15 protein-coding genes are annotated in these 21704 nt (G+C 76.4%); 4 read left to right on the plus strand and 11 right to left on the minus strand.

The window, feature by feature from the left end:
- Positions 1 to 114 precede the first annotated feature (114 nt).
- The 8 genes from ACZ58X_RS00520 to ACZ58X_RS00555 all read right to left on the minus strand — a co-directional run bounded on the left by ACZ58X_RS00520 (position 115) and on the right by ACZ58X_RS00555 (position 15488).
- Positions 115 to 3000: a condensation domain-containing protein gene (locus ACZ58X_RS00520; RefSeq protein WP_470331443.1), complete on the minus strand. Its 2886-nt coding sequence runs from the start codon at positions 2998 to 3000 to the stop codon at positions 115 to 117.
- Positions 2997 to 4781 (minus strand): non-ribosomal peptide synthetase, encoded by a 1785-nt coding sequence (locus ACZ58X_RS00525; RefSeq protein WP_470331444.1) that lies wholly within the window; start codon positions 4779 to 4781, stop codon positions 2997 to 2999. Before ACZ58X_RS00525 ends, ACZ58X_RS00520 begins: the two co-directional genes overlap by 4 nt.
- Positions 4782 to 4945: 164 nt before the next feature.
- Positions 4946 to 6733 (minus strand): non-ribosomal peptide synthetase, encoded by a 1788-nt coding sequence (locus ACZ58X_RS00530; protein WP_470331445.1) that lies wholly within the window; start codon positions 6731 to 6733, stop codon positions 4946 to 4948.
- A 26-nt stretch (positions 6734 to 6759) separates the two neighbouring features.
- Positions 6760 to 7935, minus strand: coding sequence for an acyl-CoA dehydrogenase family protein (locus ACZ58X_RS00535; RefSeq protein ID WP_470331446.1), 1176 nt, complete (start codon positions 7933 to 7935; stop codon positions 6760 to 6762).
- Entirely contained in the window at positions 7932 to 11024 is a 3093-nt protein-coding gene (locus ACZ58X_RS00540) for a non-ribosomal peptide synthetase (protein ID WP_470331447.1), read from the minus strand. The genes ACZ58X_RS00535 and ACZ58X_RS00540 overlap by 4 nt, the downstream gene beginning before the upstream one ends.
- Before the next feature lie 174 nt (positions 11025 to 11198).
- On the minus strand, positions 11199 to 12455 hold the full coding sequence (locus ACZ58X_RS00545) for a non-ribosomal peptide synthetase (protein WP_470331448.1): 1257 nt from the start codon (positions 12453 to 12455) through the stop codon (positions 11199 to 11201).
- Between the two features lie 145 nt (positions 12456 to 12600).
- A complete protein-coding gene (locus ACZ58X_RS00550) occupies positions 12601 to 13935 on the minus strand; it encodes an MFS transporter (RefSeq protein WP_470331449.1) in 1335 nt (444 codons plus the stop codon).
- A gap of 413 nt (positions 13936 to 14348) precedes the next feature.
- Complete coding sequence (locus ACZ58X_RS00555; RefSeq protein WP_470331450.1) at positions 14349 to 15488, minus strand: PP2C family protein-serine/threonine phosphatase; 1140 nt, start codon at positions 15486 to 15488, stop codon at positions 14349 to 14351.
- A gap of 611 nt (positions 15489 to 16099) precedes the next feature.
- Here ACZ58X_RS00555 and ACZ58X_RS00560 point away from each other — a divergent pair.
- Both ACZ58X_RS00560 and ACZ58X_RS00565 read left to right on the plus strand, forming a co-directional pair.
- Positions 16100 to 16804 carry an SDR family oxidoreductase gene (locus ACZ58X_RS00560; RefSeq protein ID WP_470331451.1) on the plus strand — a complete coding sequence of 235 codons (705 nt, stop codon included), beginning with the start codon at positions 16100 to 16102 and terminating at the stop codon, positions 16802 to 16804.
- A gap of 243 nt (positions 16805 to 17047) precedes the next feature.
- Positions 17048 to 17500, plus strand: coding sequence for a peptidoglycan-binding domain-containing protein (locus ACZ58X_RS00565; RefSeq protein ID WP_470331452.1), 453 nt, complete (start codon positions 17048 to 17050; stop codon positions 17498 to 17500).
- Between the two features lie 142 nt (positions 17501 to 17642).
- On the opposite strand, the gene ACZ58X_RS00570 is transcribed toward ACZ58X_RS00565, so the two are convergent.
- Positions 17643 to 18302, minus strand: coding sequence for a maleylpyruvate isomerase family mycothiol-dependent enzyme (locus ACZ58X_RS00570; RefSeq protein WP_470331453.1), 660 nt, complete (start codon positions 18300 to 18302; stop codon positions 17643 to 17645).
- A gap of 71 nt (positions 18303 to 18373) precedes the next feature.
- Between ACZ58X_RS00570 and ACZ58X_RS00575 the strand changes: the two genes are divergently transcribed.
- Positions 18374 to 19315 (plus strand): LysR family transcriptional regulator, encoded by a 942-nt coding sequence (locus ACZ58X_RS00575; protein WP_470331454.1) that lies wholly within the window; start codon positions 18374 to 18376, stop codon positions 19313 to 19315.
- 7 nt (positions 19316 to 19322) lie between these two features.
- Here ACZ58X_RS00575 and ACZ58X_RS00580 read toward each other — a convergent pair whose 3' ends face one another.
- The gene (locus tag ACZ58X_RS00580; RefSeq protein WP_470331455.1) at positions 19323 to 20468 is read right to left on the minus strand and encodes an erythromycin esterase family protein; all 1146 of its coding nucleotides are present in this window, start codon (positions 20466 to 20468) and stop codon (positions 19323 to 19325) included.
- A 95-nt stretch (positions 20469 to 20563) separates the two neighbouring features.
- Between ACZ58X_RS00580 and ACZ58X_RS00585 the strand changes: the two genes are divergently transcribed.
- On the plus strand, positions 20564 to 21325 hold the full coding sequence (locus tag ACZ58X_RS00585; protein WP_470331456.1) for a TioE family transcriptional regulator: 762 nt from the start codon (positions 20564 to 20566) through the stop codon (positions 21323 to 21325).
- On the opposite strand, the gene ACZ58X_RS00590 is transcribed toward ACZ58X_RS00585, so the two are convergent.
- Positions 21244 to 21681: a hypothetical protein gene (locus tag ACZ58X_RS00590; RefSeq protein ID WP_470331457.1), complete on the minus strand. Its 438-nt coding sequence runs from the start codon at positions 21679 to 21681 to the stop codon at positions 21244 to 21246. The genes ACZ58X_RS00585 and ACZ58X_RS00590 overlap by 82 nt on opposite strands.
- Positions 21682 to 21704: the final 23 nt, after the last annotated feature.

The following is a 21704-nucleotide window of genomic DNA, read 5'->3' on the forward strand; positions in this document are numbered from 1 at the left end:
CCCTCGACGGGCCAGCCGGGTTCCGGCGGATCCCGGCAGCTCAGAACCTCACACCCGTCGAACGGCGGCCGGCCCCCGGATCGGAGCTGGCCGACCGCCGCCCGGCGGGTGCCGTCAGCCCACCATGGCCGCCAGCACGCTGCGCCAGTCCTCCCCCGGCTCCGGCTGGAGCGCGGCCGCGAGGGTCTCCGCCCGGTAGTGCCACGGGCGCCGCAGTTCGGCGTCGGCGTCGGGGCGCAGGTCCAGGGTGCTGTCGGAGCCGAGCAGCCGGATCAGCTCGGTCCCGAACTCCGCCCAGGAGACGTGCCCGGTGATCGCGTTGACGATCCGGCCGGCGGCGGGGCCGTCGGGCAGGGCGCAGGCGGCGAGGGCGCGGGCGAGGGCGGCGGAGTGCACCCAGGCGGCGCCGTTCCACTCCTCCGGCTCGCCGTCGGCCGCGGCCGGCAGGGCGACCGGCCGACCGGCCAGGGCGGCCTGGTAGAGGTCGCCGGTGGAGCCCCAGCGGAGCTGGTCGCGCAGGCGGTGGTGCGGGCCCCAGACGATGGGGGCGCGCACCACGGTGGCCGGGCCGTGGCCGGTGGCCTCGGCGGTCTCGAACAGCATCCGCTCGCAGTCGAGCTTGGCCTGCCCGTAGGCGGTGACGGGCGCGCCGCTGGGGCCTCCCTCGGCGACCTCGGTGCCGGGCGGGCGCCCGTAGGCGTCGATGCTGCTGACGAAGACGAACGGGCCGCCGGACCAGCCGTCCAGCAGGGCGCGCATGGCGGCCGTGTCGACCTCGTGCTCGGTGAAGGTGCAGGCGGCGTGGATGACGGCGTCCACGCCCTTGACCGCGCGCTGGAGGCTGTCGAGGTCGGCGAGGTCGCCCTCGGCGATCTCGGCGCCGTGCAGGGCCGGCAGGTGGGCCGACTCCGGGCGGACCAGGACGCGGACCGGCCGCCCCTGGGCCATCAGTTCCTGGAGCACGGCGGCACCGACGCCGCCGGTGGCGCCGGTGAGCAGCACGGTGCCGGTGCGCGGCTCGGTGCTGTGGAGGCCGTCGACGCGGGTGAGGGCGGCGCGGCGCTCCTCCTCGCGGACCGCGAGCAGGGCGGCGAGGGCGCGCGGGGTGCGGTGCTCCAGGATGTCGAGGCCGGTGAGCGGCACCCCGACACGGGTGCGCAGGCGTTCGGCGAGCTGGACGGCGACCAGCGAGTGGCCGCCGAGGGCGAAGAAGTCGCCGTCGGCGGGCGGGACGCTGCCGAGCAGTTCGCCGAAGGCGGTGCGGACCAGGTCGAGCGGGCCGGTCGCCGCCGTGGCCAGGTCCGCCCCGGCCCGGGCGGCGGCACCGGCGGGAGCGGCGGCACCGGCAGGAGCCGCGGCACCGGCGCCGGGCAGCCGGCCGCGGTCGACGGCGCCGTCCGCGCCGCGCGGGATGCGGTCCATCAGGGTGACGGCCAGCGGGAGTTCGGCGGCGGGGACGGCGGCCCGGAGCCGGGCGCGCAGGTCGGTGCCGCTGGGGGTGACCGCGCCGCGCACCACCGCGTAGGCCAGCGGCGGCCCGTCGGCGGTCTCCACCACGGCCGCGTCGGCCACCCCGGGGTGGGCCGTCAGGGCCGCCAGCACCGGGTGCCGGTCGGCGCGGACCAGCGGTTCGCCGGGGAGTTCGGCGAGCGGGCGGTCCGGGTCCTCGACGGCCGCGCGGAGCACGGCGGCGAAGGCCTCGGCCAGCCGGGCGGCGGTGGCGCCGTCCAGGGCCGCGTGGTCGTGCTGGACCAGGCAGCGCGGCCGCGGCCCCTCCTCCAGCACCAGGGTGAGGTCGAACTTGGCGAGTTCCAGGTCGACGTCGACGTGTTCGGCGTCCAGGCCGGGCAGCGTCAGGGCGGTCGCGGGCTGGACCAGGTCGCAGCTGGCCGCCAGCAGCGGGGTGCCGTCGGCGCCGCGCGCCGCCGCGCCGAGCCGCTCGACCACCAGGTCGAAGGGGACCTGGTGGTGCTGCTGGGCCTCCAGCAGGGCGCCGCGCACCAGGGCGACGGCCTCGGCGAAGGAGGCGTCCCCGGCCGGTTCGGCCCGCACCGCGAGGGTGTTGACGCCCAGGCCGACGGTGCGGCGCAGTTCGGGGCGGGCCCGGTGGCCGCTGGCGCAGCCGAGGGTGAGGTCGTCCTGGCCGGCGGCGGTGCGCAGGGTGGCGAAGGCGGCGGTGAGGACGACGGCGAACAGGGTGGCGCCGTGCCGGGCGCCGAGCTGCCGCAGGCCTTCGACGGTGGCGGGGTCGAGCGGCACGGCGTGCAGGCCGGCCCGGCGGTCGCGGGCGCCGGGGGCGACCGGCCGCAGCAGCGGCAGCGGGCGGGCGCCGGCCAGCCGGGCGGCGAGGGCGTCGGCGGCGGCGGTGAGTTCGGCGTCGCGGGCGCGCTCCTGGCGGGCGTACTCGGCGTACGGCATGCCGGGCGCCGGGAGCCGGGGCTCGACGCCGTCGCGGGCGGCGGCGTACAGCTCGGCGAGGTCGGCGGCCAGGACGGGCAGCGAGCCGCCGTCGACGGCGATGTGGTGGATCGTCAGCAGCAGGGTGTGGTCCTCGGGCGCGTGCCGCAGCAGCAGCGCGCGCAGCACCGGCCCGTCGGTGAGGTCGAAGGGGCGGGCGGCCTCGGCGGTCAGCTGCTCGCTGCCGTCGCCGGTGGCGTCCAGGACGGTCAGCGGGACGGGGCCGGCCGGTTCGAGGTGCTGGTAGGGCTGTTCGCCGCGGCGCGGGTAGCGGGTGCGCAGTACGGCGTGCCGCTCGGTGAGGCCGGTGAGCGCGGTGGCGAGGGCGGCTTCGTCGAGCGGCCCGCGCAGCCGGGTGGCGATCGGGACGTTGTAGAGGGCGCCGCCCTGGCCGAGGTGCTCCATCAGCCACATCCGCTGCTGGGCGTGGGAGAGCGGGGCCGGGCCGGCGTCGACGGCGGCGGCGGCGGCCGGGCGCTGCGGGGTGAGGGCGGTGCGGCGGTTGCGGGCGCGCCGCAGCAGGTCGTTCTGGTCGTTGCTCATCGCTGGGGTGCTCCCTGGGTGTCGTCGGCGTCCCGCAGGGCGCGTTCCAGTAGTTCGGCCTGGCCGGCCACGGTGGGGTGGCCGAGGAAGTCGGCGAGGGACAGGTCGATGCCGAACTCGCCGGCCAGGTCGTCGACGACCCACATGGCGAGCAGCGAGTGGCCGCCCTCGGCGAGGAAGTCGGCGGCCGGGTCGGTGATCGGGCGTTCCAGGGCGCGGCTCCAGGCCTCGGCGACGACCTGCTGGATCGGGGTGAGCTCGGCCGTCACGCCCGGGCGCTCCGCCGCCGGGTCCGGGGCGGTGGCGAGCGCGCGGCGGTCGACCTTGCCGTTGCCGGTGAGCGGCAGTGCGGGGAGGACGGCCCAGGCGGTGGGCACCAGGTGGGCGGGCAGCCGTTCGGCGAGCCGGGTGCGCAGGGTTTCGGCGGCCGCCCCGGCGCCCTCGGCGAGGACGACGCAGGCGGTGAGCGCGGCGTCGGCCTGTCCGGGGCGGCGGACCACCACGGCCGCCTCGGCCACCTCGGGGAACCGCAGCAGGGCCTGCTCGACCTCGCCGGGCTCGATCCGGAAGCCCCGGACCTTCACCTGGTCGTCGGTGCGGCCGTGGAACTCCAGGGCGCCGTCGGGGCGTTGGCGCACCAGGTCGCCGCTGCGGTAGGCCCGGCCGCTGCCGGGGAGCTCGCGGAAGCGCTCGGCGGTCAGTTCGGGGCGGTTGAGGTAGCCCTGGGCGAGCCGCCCGCCGCCGATCCAGAGTTCGCCGACCTCGCCGGGTGCGACGGGGGCGAGCCGCTCGTCCAGGACGAGGGCGCGGGCGCCGCCGAAGGGGCGTCCGATCGGGACGGGGCCGCCCGCGCAGTCGGCGGGGGTGATCCGGTGGGCGGTGGTGAAGGTGGTGGCCTCGGTGGGCCCGTAGACGTTGTACAGCTCCAGCCAGGGGAAGGCCCGCAGCACGGCCCCGGCGTACTCGGGGGCGAGTGCCTCGCCCCCGACGGCCAGGGTGCGTAGCACGCCGAAGATCCGGGACTCCTTGGCGGCCAGGTGGTGGAAGAGCGCGGTGGTGATGAAGGCGGTGGTGGCGCCGAACCGCTCGACGTCGCGGACGAGTTCCTCGGCGCTGGGCCGCTCGGCCGGGGAGACGGCGACGGCGGCGCCGTGGGCGAGCGGCGCCCACAGTTCGAAGGTGGCGGCGTCGAAGGAGGGCGTGGAGTGGAACAGCACCCGGTCGCGCGGGCCGAGGGCGAGCCCGTCGGGGGCGGTGACCAGGTCGGTGACGGCACGGTGCGGGACGAGCACGCCCTTGGGGCGGCCGGTGGAGCCGGAGGTGTAGTAGAGCAGGGCGGGCGCGTCCGGGTCGGCGGCGTCGGGCACCGCCGCGCCGGTCTCCTCGGTGCCGCGCTCGGTGAGCACCAGGGTGCGTTCGGCGGGCAGTCCGGCGTCGGCGAGCAGCGCCTTGTCGCCGAGGACGAGGCGGACGTCCGCGTCGGCGGTCATCTCGGCGATGCGCGGGCGCGGGTAGGCCGGGTCGAGCGGGACGACGAGGCCGCCGGCCCGCCAGACGGCGAGCTGGGCGACGGCGAACCGGGCCGAGCGGGCGCACAGCAGGCCGACGGCGCTGCCGGGGCCGATCCCGCGCGCGGCCAGGACGGCGGCCAGCCGGCCGGCGGCGTCGTGGAGTTCGCGGTAGGTGAGGTAGGTGGCGCCGTCGGTCAGGGCGAGCGCGCTCGGGTGCTGCTCGGCCTGCCGGGCGACCAGGGCGGGGAGGGTGGGGAGGACGGGCGTCATGGCTGGGTCCCTTCCGGGTGCCCCGGCGCTGGGGCCGGGGCGCCGCTGTTCAGATCGGGAGGTGCGACGGGGGCGCGACAGGGAGCGGAGCCGTCCCGCACCGGGGGCGGAGCCGTCCCGCACCGGGCCGGACGGGGCCCGGCGGACGGGACGGCTCCGGGTCCTCAGGCGAGGGACGCGCTGGGCATCCGCTCCTCGACGAGCCGTGCGACGGCCCGCAGGTCGGGCTGGCGCAGCAGCAGGGGGGCGCGCAGCCGTACGCCGTACTCCCCCTCCAGGGACTCCAGCAGTCGGGCGGCGGCGAGCGAGTTGCCGCCCGACGCCAGGAAGTTGTCGCCCGGGCCGAGGTCGGCGCGGCCGAGCAGCTCGCGGCAGAGCTTCACCACGGTGCGCTCGACCGCGGTGTCGCCGTCCTCGCCGGCGGCCGCCGGGGCCGCGGGCTCGGCGGCGAGCGCGGCCAGCAGCGCCGCGCGGTCCACCTTGCCGTTGGGGTCCAGCGGGAAGGTGTCGACCAGCCGTACGGCCGAGGGCACGGCCTGCTCGGGCAGCCAGGGCCGGACGGCCTCCAGCAGGCTCACGGGTTCGGCGTCGGCCTCGGCGTGGACGAAGGCGAGCAGCCGGACGCCGCCGGTGGCCGCGGTCTCGGCGGCGACCACGGCGCGGCGCACCCGGTCGTCGCGCTCGAAGGCGGCCTCGACCTCGGCGGGTTCGATCCGCACCCCGCTGACCTTGACCTGGTCGTCCAGCCGGCCGTGGAACTCCAGCACGCCGTCGGCGCGCATCACCACCCGGTCGCCGGTGCGGTAGACCCGGTCGGTGCCGTCCACGCCGGGGGGCGCCTGGACGAAGCGGCGGGCGGTCAGCTCGGGGTCGAGGTACCCGGCGGCCAGGCCGCGGCCGCCGATCCGCAGCTCGCCGGCCGTCCCTCTGGGCACCGGGGCGCCCTGCTCGTCGGTGACCAGCAGGACGGCGCCGGGGATCGGCAGGCCGATCGGCGGCGCGCCGGCGCCGTGGTCGCCACCGGGTGCCATGGTGTGCACGGTGGTGGCGACGGTGGCCTCGGCGGGGCCGTAGGCGTTGTGGACGGTCGCGGTGACCTCCGGCCCGGGGGCGCGGCGCAGCCGGTCGCCGCCGATCAACAGGTGGCGCAGCGCCAGCCCGGCGGGCCAGGGCCGGTCGAGGATCGGCTCGGCCAGCGGGGTGGGCAGCACGGTGGCGGTGATGCCCGCCTCGCCCAGCCAGTCGGTGAGCGCGCCGGAGTCCCAGCGGACGGCCTCGGGGGCGATGACCAGGGCGGCGCCGGAGGTGAGGGTGGCCCACAGCTCCATCACGTGCGGGTCGAAGGCGACGCCGATCAGCAGGCTGTGCCGCTCGCCGGGGCCGAGGCCGGTGAGCTCGCGGTACCAGTGCAGCAGCGCGCCGAGCGCCGGTTCGGTGACGGCGACGGCCTTGGGGGTGCCGGTGGAGCCGGAGGTGAGCACGGCGTAGTGGGTACCGACCGGCACGCTCACCTGCTCACCGGGCGTCAGGGCGGCCAGCAGGCCGGGGGTGGGCAGGTCGAGTTCGAGGCGCTCGCCGCCGGGCGGCAGCACGCCGGCCTCGCCGATCAGGCAGGCCGGGCGCAGCTGCTCGGCGACGGCCTGGAGGCGCTTCTCGCCGGGGCGCGGGCCGAGCGGCAGGTGGACGGCGCCGAGCTTGGCTATCGCGAGGGTGACGGCGGCCAGCTCCGCCGAGTGGCCGAGGCAGACGCCGACCAGGTCGCCGGCGCCGACCTTGCCGCGCAGGGACTCCGCCACGGTGTCGGCGAGGCGGTCGAGTTCGGCGTAGCCGAGGGTGCACTCGCCGTCGATCAGGGCGGGCGCCTGCGGGGTGCGGTGCGCCCAGGTGGTGAACAGGTCGAGGACCGCGCCGTCCTGGTGCGGGCGGCCGTAGCCGATGCTCAGGGATTCCATCATCGTCTCCAGATGCGTGCGTGACGTCAGTTCAGGCCCATGGAGCGGGCGATGATCACCTTCTGGACCTCGGAGGTCCCTTCGATGATCGTCGTCATCCGGACGTAGCGGTACAGGAATTCCAAGGGGTGGCCACGCACCCAGCCGGTGGCGCCGTGGACCTGGAGCGAGCGGTCGACCGCGCGGACGGCGGTCTCGGAGGCGGTGAGCTTGGCGAGCGCCGCGTTCTCGGGCGCCTCGGTGCCCTCGTCGACCAGCCGGGCGCAGGCGAGGGTGAGCAGCTTGGCGCACTCCACCTCGGCGCGGGTGGCCACCAGGTGCTCCTGGATGTGCTGGTACTCGCCGATCACCTTGCCGAAGGCGCGCCGCTCGCGGGCGTACTCGACGCCGGCCCGCAGCGCGTACTCGGCGATGCCGTTGCACATCGCGGCGACCACCAGGCGGCCGCGGGAGAGGCTGTCCATGGCGAGGGCGGTGGCCGCGGCGATGCCCTCCTCGCCGCCGATCACGGCCTCCGGGCCGACGGTGACCCCGTCCAGCAGCAGCTCGAACAGCGGCTCGCCGGACATCCCCTCGTAGCGCTGGCCGATCCGCAGGCCGGGCTGGTCCATCGGCAGCACGAAGGCGGTCGCGCCGGCGGTCGGGCCCTTGCCGTCGCCGAGGTCGGTGGCGGCCACCACCAGGGCGATGCCGGCGTGTTCGGCGTTGCTGACGAAGGTCTTGCGCCCGTTCAGCACCCAGCGGTCGCCGGTACGCACGGCGGTGGTGGTGAGGTGGAAGGCGTCCGAGCCGGCCTGGGGCTCGGTGAGCGCCAGGCAGCGGGTCTGCTCGCCGCGCACCAGCGGGATCAGGTGCCGCTCGATCTGTTCGGGGGTGCCGTGCCGCAGCAGCGGGCTGGGCCCGTCGGAGCCGGCCAGCGCGTAGGGGGCGAGCACGCAGCCGCTGCGCCCGGCGGCGTGGTGCAGCAGCACCACGGCGGTGAACGGCATGTCGGCGCCGCCGAGTTCCTCGGGGTAGTCGCCGGCGTAGAAGCCGAGCGCGGCGGAGCGCTTGCGGACGTAGGCCCGCAGGTCGCTCGGTACCTGGTCGGCGGTCTCCGGCAACTCGGCGGCGAGCGGGACGAGTTCGCGGCGGATGAAGGTCTCGAAGGCGTCGACGAGCTCGCGGTGGCCGTCCTCCAGGACGGCGGAGGGGGCGGTCACTTGGCCTCTCCGGTGAGAACGCGGGCCTGGTCGGCCAGGACGGCGTGCCGGAACAGGGTGCGCAGCGGCGGGCGGCTGCCCAGGTGCGGCTCCAGGAAGGCGGCGAGCTGGGCGGCGAGCAGCGAGTGGCCGCCGACCTCGAAGAAGTGCGAGTCCGGGCCGAAGCGGTCGTGGCCGAGCACCTCGCGCCAGGCGGTGGCGATCAGCTCCTGGCCGGGGTCGGCGAAGACGCTGGGCGCGCGCTCCTGCTCCTGCTCGGCGGGGGCCTGGTCGGCCAGCCGGGCGAGGGCGGCGCGGTCGGGCTTGCCGCCGGGCAGGGTGGGCATGGCGGCGACGGCCGTCCAGGTGGCGGGGACGAGTCCGCCGGGCAGCCGGCGGGCCAGCGCGTCGTGCAGGGCGGCCTGGTCGGGGCGGTCGGCGCCCTCCAGGAAGCCGACCAGCCGGGGGCCGGTCTGCGGGTCGTGGTGCAGCAGCACCGCGCAGGAGCGGCCGCCGAGTTCGGCGGAGGCGGCGGCCTCGATCTCCTCCAGTTCGATCCGGTGGCCGCGCAGCTTGACCTGGTTGTCGGCGCGGCCGAGGAAGCGCAGTCGCCCCTCGGTGTCGCGGTAGCCGCGGTCGCCGGTGCGGTAGACCCGGGCGCCGTCGAGGCCGGGGACGGTGATGAAGCGGGCCGCGGTGGGCTCCGGCAGGCCGACGTAGCCCTCGGCCAGCAGGCCGCCGCTGACGGCGAGTTCGCCGACGCAGCCGTACGGGAGCGGGCGCAGCGTCTCGTCCAGGACGTGCAGGCGCACGCCGTCGAGTTCGGCGCCGAGCGGGATCTCGCCGTCCTCGGCGACGTCCTCGGCGGTGACCCGGTGGACGGTGGAGGTGACGGTGGCCTCGGTGACGCCGTAGGCGTTGAGCACCGTGGTGGCCTCGGTCAGCCCGGCCAGGGCGCGGGCGGGCAGCCGCTCGCCGCCGAGGACGAGCAGGCGCGGCGTCCAGCGGCCGTCGCGCAGCGCCTCGCGCAGGTCCTCGCGGACCGCGAGCAGGTAGCTGGTGGGCAGGTTGGCGACGGTGACGCCGCGGGCGGCGAGCACGGCGACCAGCTCGGGCCCGGTGGGCACCTCGCGCTGCGGCACGACCAGGGCGGCGCCGACCGCGAGGGCGGGCAGCACCTCCTCCAGCGACACGTCGAAGGAGGGCCGGGCGAACAGCAGCACCCGGTCGGCGGCGGTGAGTTCGTAGCGGGCGGCGACGGCGGCGACGTACCCGGCGAGGGCCTCGCGGCCGACCAGGACGGGCTTGGGCACGCCGGTGGAACCGGAGGTGTGGATGACGTACGCGCCGCCCTCCAGGACGGCGGCGGGCTCGGCCTTCGGGAAGGCGGGGCCGTCCAGGAGCGCCGGGGTGACGCCCTCGGCGGGCAGCGCGAGCGCGCTCTGCCGGGTGGCGAGGACGAGCGCGGGGGCGAGCCGCTCCAGCAGCAGGCCGAGCCGGGCGGCCGGGTCCTCGGTGGACAGCGGCGCGTGGACGGCGCCCAGGCGCAGGCAGGCCAGCAGGGCGACCACGCTGTCGGTGCCGCGCGGCAGGACGGCGGCCACCGGCTGGCCGGCGGTGACTCCGGCGGCGCGCATCCGGTCGGCCAACTCGCCGACCCGGCGGTCCAGTTCGCCGTAGGTGATCCGCTCGGTGCCGGCCAGCAGGGCGAGCGCGGTGGGGTCGTGGGCGGCGGCCGGGTCGAGTCCGGCCGGGACGACCGGGGTGGCGGGCTCGGCGGCGGGCTCGGGGGCCAGCGCGGCGAGCACCGTCTCCGGGTCGTCCAGGTAGCGGCGCAGCAGCTCCAGCAGGCGCTCGGACAGCAGTACGGCCCTGGCCTCGCCGAACAGGTCGGCGTCGTAGTCCCAGATCAGGGTCATCCCGGCGGCGCCGTGCTTCTCGCCGACCACCCGGCGGTCGTCGGGCAGCAGCACCAGGTCGAGGTCGAAGCGGGTGGTGCCGGTGTTGAAGCCCTCGTACAGCGAGACGTCGAGGCCGGGGGCCTGGACGTCGGGCAGCGCGGCGTCGTGGGCGCTGAACATCACGTTGAACAGCGGGTTGTCGGCGCCGCCGGTGTGCAGGCCGAGCCGGCGGGTGAGCTCCTGCACCGGCAGGTCCTGGTAGGGCAGAGCGCGCATCAGGACGTCGGTGACCTCGTCGACGGCCTCGGTGCCGGAGGCGGCCGGGTCGAGCCGCAGGCGCAGCGGCACGGTGTTGACGAACATGCCGACGGTGCCCTCGAAGCCCTCGGGGCGGTTGCCGACGGCGGTGCCGACGGTGACCTCGCGGTGGCCGCTGTGCCGGCGCAGCAGTTCGGCGAACAGGGCGAGCAGGGTGCTGAACGGGGTGTGGCCGTCGGTCCGGCTGCGCTCGCGCAGCCGCTCGGCGAGGTCGGCGCCGATCGACTGGCGCAGCTGCCCGCCGCGGTGGCGGCGCTCGACACCGGGGTGGGCCAGCCCGGGCAGGGTGACCTCGCGCGGGGCGTCGGCCAGCTCCTTGGTCCAGAAGGCGAGGGCGCGCTCGCGGGCCTGCGGGTCGGCCTCGGTGCGGGCGTGCTGCTCGTACGAGGGGGCGGTGGCCAACGCGTAGGACTCGCCGAGGACGTGGGCGCGGTAGACGGTGAACAGGTCGCGCAGGAAGATCGCGAAGGAGTGGCCGTCGTGGACGAGGTGGTGCTCGACGTGGATCAGCCGGTGGTGGTCGTCGGCGAGCCGAACGAGGTGCCAGCGCAGCAGCGGGGCCCGCTCGGTGTCCAGCGGCTCCTCGGCCTCGGCGGCGAGCAGGGTCCGGAACACGGCCTCCGGGTCGGCCTCGGCGGTGAAGTCGCTGTGCCGCAGCTCCGGCCGGCAGTCCTCGGCGACCCGCTGGCCGGGCAGGCCCTCCGCCCGGGCCACCAACTCCAGGCGCAGGCCGGGGTGCTGGGCCAGCACGGCGGTGAGGCCGGCGTGCAGGGCGTCCCGGTCGAGGGTTCCCCACAGGTCGAGGACACCGGTGAAGTTGTAGGCGCGGCTGCCTGGCTGCATCTGCTCGTGCAGCCAGACGATCTCCTGCGAAGGAGAGAGTGCGAACATGGATGATTCCCTTGTGTGGTGGGCGTGTCGGCACTGCGGTGGCCGAGCGCGGGCGTGGGGTGGTCCCGGCGCGGCCGGTGGGGGGCCGGGCCGCACCGGGGTGGGGGCGCGGCCCGGGGGTCCTTGGAGTGGAGGTGGTCCTTGGGGAGGATGGGGTCGGAGGGGCCTCAGCGTCTAGAGGTGACGGCGCAGCACGGCCAGCAGGTCGGCGAAGGCGGCCTCGGCGTCGGCCGCCGGGAAGCGCTCGTCGTCCCAGGCCAGGCGCACCGTCAGCTCGTCGCCGTGGGAGGCGGAGACGGCCGTCGGCGCGGCGAGCGGACGCCCGGCGAGGTGGACCTCCCGGCCGGGGACGTCGCCGAGCACCAGCGGCGGGCGGCGCTGGAGGTCCTCGAAGGTGAGCATCGCGTCCAGCCCGCCGGACCAGGGCGATCCGGCGACCCGGGCGGCCCGGACCACCTCGTCGAAGGGGGTTCCGGCGTGGTCGAGGTCGTCCCACCAGTCGTCGCAGAGCGCTTCCAGGTCGGTGGCGGGGCGGGTGGGCACGGCGTGCACCAGGGTGTTGAGGAAGCAGCCGAGCGCGTTGGGCGCGCCGGGCGGGCGGCCGCCCCACGGGTAGCCGAGGGCGAGCGGGCCGTCCGCGCGGTGCAGCCGCCGGGCGGCGGCGCCGACGGCGTCCAGCAGGGCCGGGAAGATCGCGCCGCGGGCGCTCGCCGGGACGGCGGGCAGCCGCTCGACCAGCATGCCGGTGGTCCGCGCCGCGCCGCCGCCCGCCCCGGTCAGGCCGCCGAGCCGGCGCCCCCAGTGGGCCTGGGCGGCGGGCCCGGCGGCGGACTCCTCGGCGGCCAGCTGGAGTTCGACGGCCTCCCGGAAGTCGGCGACCGCCTGCGGGCCGGGGCCGGGCGCGGACGGCTCGTCCCGCCGGTAGGCGTCGGTGAGTTCGCCGACCAGCACCCCGAGCGACTGCTCGTCGCAGGCCGCGTGGTCCAACGCGAGGGCGAGCAGGTCCTCGCCGCCCGCCGGCTCCCGGGCCACCAGCAGGCGCAGCGCGGGCCCGTCGAGCGGCCAGTCCAGCAGCGCCGCGCGCAGCGCCCGGTGGGTGCCGGTGCCGGGGTCCACCTCGATCCGGGCGACCTCGACGGAGGGGCCGCCGGTGCGCAGCACCGGGGTGCCGCGCACGGTCACGAAGGCGCCGCACAGCGCCGGGTGGGCCGCCGCCACGGCGGTGGCGGCGCGGCCCAGCCGGTCCAGGTCGAGGGCGCCGGCCGGGAAGGCGAAGAACAGCGGGGCGACGTCGGAACGGGTCTGGGGGGCGAGTCGGCGGGTGATCAGGAACCGCCGCTGGGCGCCGGTCAGCGGGAGCAGTTCCACCGGGGAGTCGGCGGCAGCGGCGCGGTACCGGGCGAGGTAGGCGGCGGTGATGCTGGCGTGCACGGAACGGTCTCCGGTTTCCGGTGTCGGCTCGGGTCGGGTCGGGTCGGTACGGGGTCGGTGCGGTTCGGGGTCGGTGCGGTTCGGGTCAGGTCGGGTCTGTTCAGCGGTCGGGTCAGGTCTGTTCGTCGGTCGCGTCGTCGGACGGTCAGGGGGTGGTGCTGGGGCTCACGGCGGGCTGCTGGGCGTCGTCCTGGCCGCCGTCGCCGTCCTCGCCGTCGAGGCCGGGTCCGGCCGGCGCCGTGGGCAGGTCGCGCATCCGCCGCAGCGGCGACAGCAGCAGCGGCACCGGCACCAGCAGGAAGCCCGCCGCGCACAGCCACAGCGCGGCGCGCGGCCCGGCCCAGTCGGCGACGGCCCCGCCGCCGAGGGCGCCGATCGGCAGGGTTCCCCAGACCAGGAAGCGCATGGTGGCGTTCATCCGCCCGAGCAGTTCGGGCGGGCAGACGCTCTGCCGGAAGCTCACCTGGGCGACGTTGTAGGCGACCGCGCCGAACAGCACCACGCCCGAGCCGACGCCGAACAGCACGGCGCCGGGGCCGCCGCCGGACAGCGGCCACAGCAGCGCGAACGGCGCGGTGACCACGGTGGCCAGCCAGATCAGCCGGGCCTGCCCGACCCAGCGGGACAGCTGCCCCGCGCACAGCGCGCCCGCCAGCCCGCCGACGGCGGAGGCCGACAGCAGGGCGCCGATGGCCCCGGGCGACAGGTCGAGCACCCGCACCCAGAACACGGTCTGAACGGCCATCAGCACGGCGGCGAACAGGTTGGACACGGCGGTGGCGGTGGCGATCGCCCGCAGCAGCGGGTGCCCGAGCACGAAGCGCACGCCCTCGGCGACCTCGGCCCGCAGCGAGCGCCCGGGCTCCGGCTCCGGCAGCTCCTCCTCGACCCGGATCCGGGCGAGCAGCAGCGCCGAGGCGAGGTAGCCGCAGGCGTCGGCCACGATGGCGAGCGGTGCGCCGAGCAGCTGGACCAGCCCGCCGCCCAGGCCCGGCCCGGCGATCTGCGCCGAGGAGCGGACGGTCTCCAGGGCGCCGTTTCCGGCGACCAGTTGCTCGCGCGGCAGGACGGCGGGCAGGAAGGACTGGTGGGCCACGTCGAAGAAGACCGTGGCCACCCCGGTGATCAGTGCGACCAGGTAGAGCTGGGGCATGGTGAGCACCCCGAAGGCCGCCGCCGGCGGGATCGAGCCGACGGCGAGGCAGCGCACCACGTCGGCGCGGATCAGCACCGGGAGCTTGCGCATCCGGTCCAGCCAGGCGCCGGCCGGCAGGCCGACCAGCAGGAAGGCCGCGGTCTCGGCGGCGGTGAGCAGGCCGACCTCGAAGGGGGTGGCGTCGAGCACCACCACCGCCACCAAGGGCAGGGCGACCAGGGTGACCTGACTGCCCGTCTGGGCCGCCGCCGCTCCGGACAGCAGGAGCCGGAAGTCGCGGTGGCCGAACAGACGGGCCTGGCGGGGGTGAGGCTTCTCGTTCATCGATGCGACTCTCGGTCACACATTCGACACACGGCAAGCAACAGGTCCCTTTCCGGACGATCCCCGGCTCGGCCGGATCCCGCCACCACGACGACCGGCCCCGGCGCCTCCTTTACGAGCCCTTATGCCCCGGCACCGCTGCGGCGCGCCCCCGGCCCGGCCCGCCCGCCAAGGCCTGCACGGCTCTCCGGGGCTTCCCGGACGGCTCCCGACCAGGACGTCCATTTCCTCGTCCGATATCCGGACACCCGCTTTCCGGCCACCGGCCAACACCCCGTAACTTGGCCGGAATCCATGGAGTAGGCAGCTTCCGTAACCTCTCCGTGATATCGGCGTAACCGTTCGGAGCCGTGGCCCGCCACTCTCCGTCGCCCGCCGTCGCCCGCCGTCGGCCCGCCGTCGGCCCGCCGCGCTCAGCCGGTCGGGTCCACCGAAGCCTCCGAAGCCGCCGGGTCCACCGGGTCCGCCCGCCGGAGCCGGGTGACCGCCAGCACCGCCATGTCGTCGTCCCGCGGTCCGCCCGTCCACCGGGCCACGTCCGCCACCAGCGCCGCCACCGCCTGCTCCGCCCCCGCGAAGGGGCCGAGCGGCGCCAGTTCGCGCACCGGGTCGTAGAACTCCCCCGCCGCGTCCCGCGCCTCGGTGACCCCGTCGGTCACCAGCAGCAGCGTGCTCCCCGGCGGGAAGGGCCTGGTCTCCGCCTCCGGGCCGGGCGCCCCCAGCGCGCCCATCCCGAGCGGCAGCCCGGGATCGGCCGCGTCCCACCGGCTCACCCCGGCCCCGCCGCCGTCCAGCAGGTACGGCCCGGGGTGGCCGCAGTCCACGGTCCGGGCGAGCGCCTCCCCCGGCGGGAACTCCACCAGCAGCGCGGTGATGAACCCCTCCAGCCGCAGTTCCTCGCCCAGCCCGGCGCTCTCCCGGGCCAGCGTGTGCTCCAGGGCCTCCGCGAGCCCGGCGAGGTCCGGCTCCCGGTGCGCGAGCTCCCGGAACGCCCCCAGCAGCACCGACACCGCCCCCACCGCGTGCAGCCCCTTGCCCCGCACGTCCGCGATCAGCACCCGCACCCCGTACGGAGTGGCCTGGAGCGCGTACGCGTCCCCGCCGATCAGCGCCTCGTCCTGGGCCGCCCGGTAGCAGGCCGCGACCTCCAGCCCCGCCACCCGCCCCGGCGGCTCCGGCAGCACCGCCCGCTGCGCGGCCTCCGCCACCGACCGCACCCGCTCCAGCCGGCGCCCGTGCCGGGCCGCCACCCGGTTCACCCCGATGCCCAGCAGCGCGGCGAAGGCGGTGTTGGCCAGCTCCAGGTAGCCGTCACCGGTCCCGATCGAGCCGTCCCGCGCGGAGAGCACCAGGATCCCGACCACGTTCGCCAGCGCCACCGCGACCACGTCCCGCAGCGGCAGCAGCGCCCCGGCCAGCACGGCCGCCGCCGCCAGCATCGGGTCGCCCCAGTAGTCGGCCGGGTCCAGCGCGTCCCACACCAGCCCGCCGACGATCAGCAACCACGGCGCCAGCCGCACGTACGGCGGCCACTGCGCGGACCTCGGGGCCATCGGCCACCTGGCTTCCGTCTCGCCTGCACCCACACGCTCGTCCGGCGAGCGGGAGGCTCCTCCGATCGTAGGCACGGAGGGCGGCGGGGCGCGCGAGGTCGCGGGAAGGGCCACCGGTCGAGGCCGGGCACGGAAAGCAAGATCCTCGGGCCCTGCCACCGGCGGATCGAAGCTGACAAGGGATCAGAACCGAAGGATTTCGGCCATGCCGGTGAGCGCAGCCCCTCCACCGGCGACCCGGATCCGGCGCCCGGCCACGGACGATCCCCCAGGCCCGACACCCTCTCCTCACCCTTCGCCAGCGCGCCGACACACACCGGAGCCTCCCGATCCGCACCCGCCTCCGAGTCGGACCGAAGCATTCCGGCCAGAACCCCGGCAGGATCTTGCCCGGCGCGACAAATGATCAATACGTTGATTGACGCGACACGATCATCTTCTGGTCCACGGGGGGACAGGGACAGTGGCTACGACTCGTACGGCGTTCCCGCCCGAGGCGGCGCAGCCCTCGAGCAGCCGTCGCCTCCCCCGCACGCCGTGATGCTCTCGCCCCGGGCATCCGGCGCCGCCCCACGGAGAGCGCTGCACCGAGGAACAAGGAGCACCACCCCATGACCGACTCCCCCGTCACCCTCATCACCGGCGGTTCGAGCGGCATCGGCGCCGCCACCGCCCGCCGACTGCTCGCCGAGGGCCACCGGGTGGCCGTCACCGGCCGCGACGGCGGCCGGCTCGCCCGCTTCGCGGAGGAGACCGCCGCGGAGCCGGACACCCTGCTCACCATCGCCGCCGACGCGGCCGACCACGAGGCCGTCGAGGCCGCCGTCCGGGCCACCGTGCGGACCTTCGGCCGGCTGGACGCCGTCGTCGCCAACGCCGGTTACGCCACCCACGACTCGCTCGCCGACGGCGACCCGGCCGGCTGGCGCGACATGGTCCTCACCAACGTGCTCGGCCCGGCCCTGCTCATCCGGTCCTCGCTGGCCGCGTTGAAGGAGTCCAAGGGCCGGATCGTGCTGATCGGCAGTGTCGCCGGCGTGGTCTACACCCCCGGCAACATCTACGGCGCCACCAAGTGGGCGGTGACCGGCCTCGCCGAGAACACCCGCCGGATGGTGACCGCCGACGGGATCGGCGTCACCCTGGTCGCTCCCGGCCGGGTGGAGACCAACTTCTGGGAGGGCGCCGGCGGTGCCCCCCAGGGCCTCAACCTGACCGCGGACCAGATCGCCGACTCCATCGTGTGGGCGGTCCGCCAGCCGGCCGGCGTCGACGTGAACACCGTCGTGATCCGGCCGGTCGGACAGTCCGTCTGACGGCTCACCCTCCCCAGCCGGGCGGCCACCGGCGGGGCGGCCAGGGGCGGGGCGGCCAGCGGCAAGCCGGGGCGGATCCGCAGGTGGAGGCGGAGGTTCGGGTTCGAAGCTCCGCCGGTCGGCCAGTGAGGGCGCAGTACCGGCCATCCGGACCGGTTCGGTTCGTGGGCGGCGGCACCCGTGCCAGAGTGACGGTGTCCAGACAAGCCACCCGTCCCACGGGTGTCCCGAAGGGGGCTGCACATGCGCTCGAACGTTCTGGTGAAGGCGGTCGTCGGTGCCACGGCCGTGGCCTGCATCGCCGTCGGCGGCCTGGCCGGTGCCGGTACCGCCGGCGCGGCGACGCCGACCGGCGTCCAGCAGGCGGCGGCGTCCGGGCCCGCCGCGCTGGCGGCGGTGGTCAACCTCGGGCTGAGCACCTCGCAGGCCGCCAAGCTCCAGGCCCCGCTCAAGCAGTACTGGGGCTACACCGGCGCGATCGACGGCCAGCTCGGCACCGGCAGCTGGCAGGCCATGCAGCGCTTCCTGCGCGCCGACTGGGGCTACACCGACGCCATCGACGGCATCGTCGGGACCCACACGGTGGAGGCGCTGCAACGCTGGTTGAAGAGCAACTGGGGCTACACCGGCGCCATCGACGGCATCGCCGGCGCCGGGACCGAGGCCGCGTTCGCGCGGTACTGCGACTCGCTCTGATCCCGGGCGCCACCAAGGCACCACCGAGGCGCCGGCCGGGCACCACCCGGACGTCCGCCACCGTCACGCCCGACCCCGCGCCGGGGCCGGGCGGGCACCCCTGACGGTGGCAGGAGGGCGCGGGGCCGGGCCGGCCGGTGTTTCACCGGTCGGCCCGGCCCGTGAAGCGCTCCGCACCCGCTCCGGTCAGCAAGCCCGCCGGGAGCCGCCGCCCGTACGCCACCAGGAGCAGGTGCTCCGCCCGCCCCTCCACCGGCAGCGGGCCGGAGCCGTACGACCAGTCCGTGTCCGTCGCGCGCAGCCGTACGCCGTCCAGCCGGGCACCGAAGAAGCGCAGGCCGCGGGGCGAGACCTGGCCCAGCAGGGCGGCGGCGCGGTGCACGGGCAGGCGCGGCGGCAGGCCGAGGGCGACGGTGATGTCCAGGCCGTGCACCGCGTCGTGGGCGAGGGCGGCGATCCGGCCGCCGACCGGGGGCCGCCAGGGGTGCCCGGCATGCTCGGACAGGGCGGCGGCCAGCCGGTCCGTGGTGAGGGCGGCGGCGTCCCGGCGGGCGATCCGGTCGGCCATCCGGTGGACGTTCCCGCCGGAGCGGAGGAGCTCCCCGAGGGTCCGGGCGGTGGAGTACCGGAAGCCGGTGCTCAGATGGGCGGCCACCTCGCGGACCCGCCAACCCCCGCACAGCGAGGGCGCGTTCCACTGTTCCGGGGTGAGGCCCGCCAACAGCTCGGCGAGTTCCCGCCGCTCCCCCGCGACCTGCTCGCGGATCCATTCGACGCCGTGGTCCTGCTGCGCGCTGTTCATGCCCCCAGCCTGCAACGGGAGTCGGCCGCCCGTCCAAGACCGGATCGTTCTGCCACCTATGATCATCGGTTATGGAACTCCGGCAGCTCCAGTACTTCGTCACCGTCGCCCGGCACGGCAGCTTCACCCGCGCCGCCGAGCTGCTGCACCTGAGCCAGCCCGGAGTGAGCGCCCAGATCCGGCAACTGGAGCGGGAGTTGGGCCACCGGCTGCTGGACCGCTCGGGCCGCACGGTACGGCTGACCACGGTCGGCGAGGCGGTGCTGCCGCACGCCCGGGCCGCGCTCGCCGCCGCGGCGGCCGCCCGGCGGACGGCGCAGGAGTTCGACGGCCTGCGGTACGGGCGGGTGCGGCTCGGCATGGTCGCGGGCGCGGCCCTCACCCCACCGCCCGCTCTGGGCACCCTCCCGGGGCTCGCCACCACGCTCGCCGCCTTCCGCCAGGAACACCCCGGCATCGACTTCGCGCTCGCCGAGGACACCACCGCCGGGATGCTCGGCGCCCTGCGCGAGGGTCGGCTCGACCTCGCCGTGATCGGCCTGCCCGCCGGTGCGAGCGGGCGGGCGGGCGACGACGGCTGGACGACGCTGGCCGGGCTCGCCCTGCACCCCGTGCTGGAGGTCCCGCTGGTCGCGCTCTGCCCGGCGGACCACCCACTCGCCGACGGTGACGGCCCGCTGCCCGTCGCCGCGCTCGCCGGGCACGCCCTGGTGAGCACGCCGCCCGGCACCGGCCTGCGGACGGCGCTGGAGCGCGCCCTCGCGCAGGCGGGCGCGGCCCCGACCGTGGCGGTCGAGGCCGCCGCGCCGCCGCAGCTGGCCGAACTCGCCGCGCACGGACTGGGCGTGGCGGTGCTGCCGGACCGGGAGCCGACCGCCGCAGTGGTCGTCCGGCGGCTGACCGATCCCGTCCCCCTGGTGCGGGTCGCCCTGGCCTGGCCGAGCGGGCGACCGTCGGCGCCGCCGACCGCCGCCCTGGTCGCCCACCTGCGGGCGGCCTACCCGGGGCCGTGACGGTGGACTACCCCACAGCCCCTCCGTCGGCGATGTGCAGCAGCGCGGCGGCGCCGTCGAGGGTCTCCGGATCCAGCGGGAAGTAGCCCTGGCGCGGGGTGGTGTCGGTCCGGGTGCGGGCCGTGCCCGAGACCGGCGGAGTGGTCAACCGCCAGGCCCCGGCGCCGGTTTGCAGCCGTGCCTCGTACGTCCCCGGCGCCGGCTCGCCGAGCCCGAGCACGGCGCTGCGCCCCAGGCTCCCGGCGACGAAGACGTAGCGCTCCGCCAGCAGCGAGCCGACGATGTGGCCGGCGCCGTTCCAGCCGCAGTCCAGTTCGCCCTGGGACCAGGCACTCGGGTTGCGCTGGAGGTGCCGGTTGTGGGCGAACACCAGGGTCGGCCCGCGCCGGGCCTCGACGGCGCGGATGTCGAGCAGGTTCTGCGCCATCAGGGCGTCCCGCATCCTGATCAGACCGGAGATCCGGGCGCTCGTCCCCAGGCCCTGGACGGCGGCCTGGGCGTGGTAGCGCAGCACTCCGATTCCGGCCCGCAGGTGGACACCGGCCCGGAGCCACTCGGCGTGCGAGGTCGCGGCGATCAAGTCCGGTGCGCGTTCGTAGAGTCGGTTGAGCAGATCGTCGGCGGTACGGCGCAGTCGTTCGGCCTCGGGGGTGGCTCCGGGTGACGCGGCGGCGTCGAGGATCGCCTCCTCGCGCTCCCAGCGCTCGTCCGCCCCCGTCAGGGCGGCGACGTCCAGGTCGAGCCCGAGGTGGTCACGGGCGTGTTCGAGGTAGCGGCGCGGGCTGGGTGCCGTGGTGTTCTCGGTGGGGAGGTCGAAGCCGTGGAACGCCAGTTGCTCCCCGGCCTCCCGGTCACGGTTGAACTCGCGCATCCAGGCGAGGAGTTCGCGGTTCGCCTGCTGGGCGCCGAAACCGTGGGTGAAGCCCTCGGCGAGCACGGCGTCGAGGGTGCCCACGCCGTGCCGGACGTGGTCGTCCACCGCCAGCGCGGCCACCCGGTCGGTCTCCAGAGCGATCGAGCGGAAGCCCTGGGCCACGAGTTGGGCGAACAGCCGGTTGCGGACCAGCCCAAAAGCCGGTTCCTGGTGCGTCGGCTCGCCGAGCGCCAGCAGTTCGCAGGAAGGGGTGCGGAAGTCTCCGATGTCCTGACTCATGAACCTCAAGCGTATCCTTGAAAGCTCGGTTGAGACTTTTCTCGTCTCGGCCCGGCATCGTCGATGAAAAGTCTCAAATCCTGGAGGTCACCGCCGTGCGCCCTGCCGACCTCGCCAGCGAGCACGGCCTCTCGACCCAGGCCGTGCGCAACTACGAGCGGGACGGCTTCCTGCCGCCCGCCGACCGCACCCCCACCGGCTACCGGATCTACACCGAGCGGCACGCCGCCGCGCTGCGGGCCTTCCTCGCCCTCGTCGCGGCCTACGGGCACGCGACCGCGGCCCTGGTCATGTCCGCCCTGCACGCCGACCGCCCGGACGAGGCACTGACCGCCCTCGACCGGGGCCACGCCCAACTGCTGCGCGACCGGGAGACCCTCGCCGCCGTCCGCGGGGCGATCGAGAGCCTCACCTCGGCGCGCCCGGCCGCCCGGGCCGCGACCACCGTCCCCGGCCCGCTCAGCATCGGCGAACTCGCCCACCGCCTCGGCCTCACCCCCGCCACCCTGCGCACCTGGGAGACGGCCGGCATCCTCACCCCGGCCCGCGACCGCCCCGGCGGGCAACGGTCCTACCGCCCCGAGGACGTCCGCGACGCCGAACTGACCCACCTGCTGCGCCGCGGCGGCCACCCCCTGCCCCACATCGCCACCGTCGTCCAGCAGGTCCGCACCGCGGGCGGCACCGACGCCCTCGCCGCAGCCCTGGACGACTGGCAACAGCGCCTCACCAGCCGGGGCCGGGCCATGCTCACCGCCGCGGCCCGCCTGGACGCCTACCTCTCCCCACCGCCGGACGCGCCGGGCTCGCCGGGGAGCTCCGTGCTCGGGAGGCGGCGCCAGTCCCACGCGGGGTGACGGGCGAGGAGGCCGAGGAAGTCGTCGGAGGGGATGAGCTCCCAGTGGTCGGTGTCGACGATCGCGGCCAGGCCGGGCAGGATGTGCCGCAGCAGGGCCCGGGCCGCGTCCATCGACGCGCTCGCCACGCGGACTGCGTACGGCTCCCCGATCCGGGCCGTGAGCTCTTCCAGTTGCTCGGGCTCGAACTCGCGCAGGACCTCCCCCGACAGGTCGAGGGCGTACCAGCTGCCGCCCCATTGCACCCGATCGTCCTGCGGCGCCGGCCGCCAGAACGGGCCGAGCGCGCGGCAGCGCAGCTCCAGTTCCGCACGCCGCTCCGCCGGGACGACAACGATCACCACTGGCCAGGACACCGGCCCACCTCCTCGAACGCCAT

Source organism: Kitasatospora sp. NPDC040550, assembly GCF_055594965.1.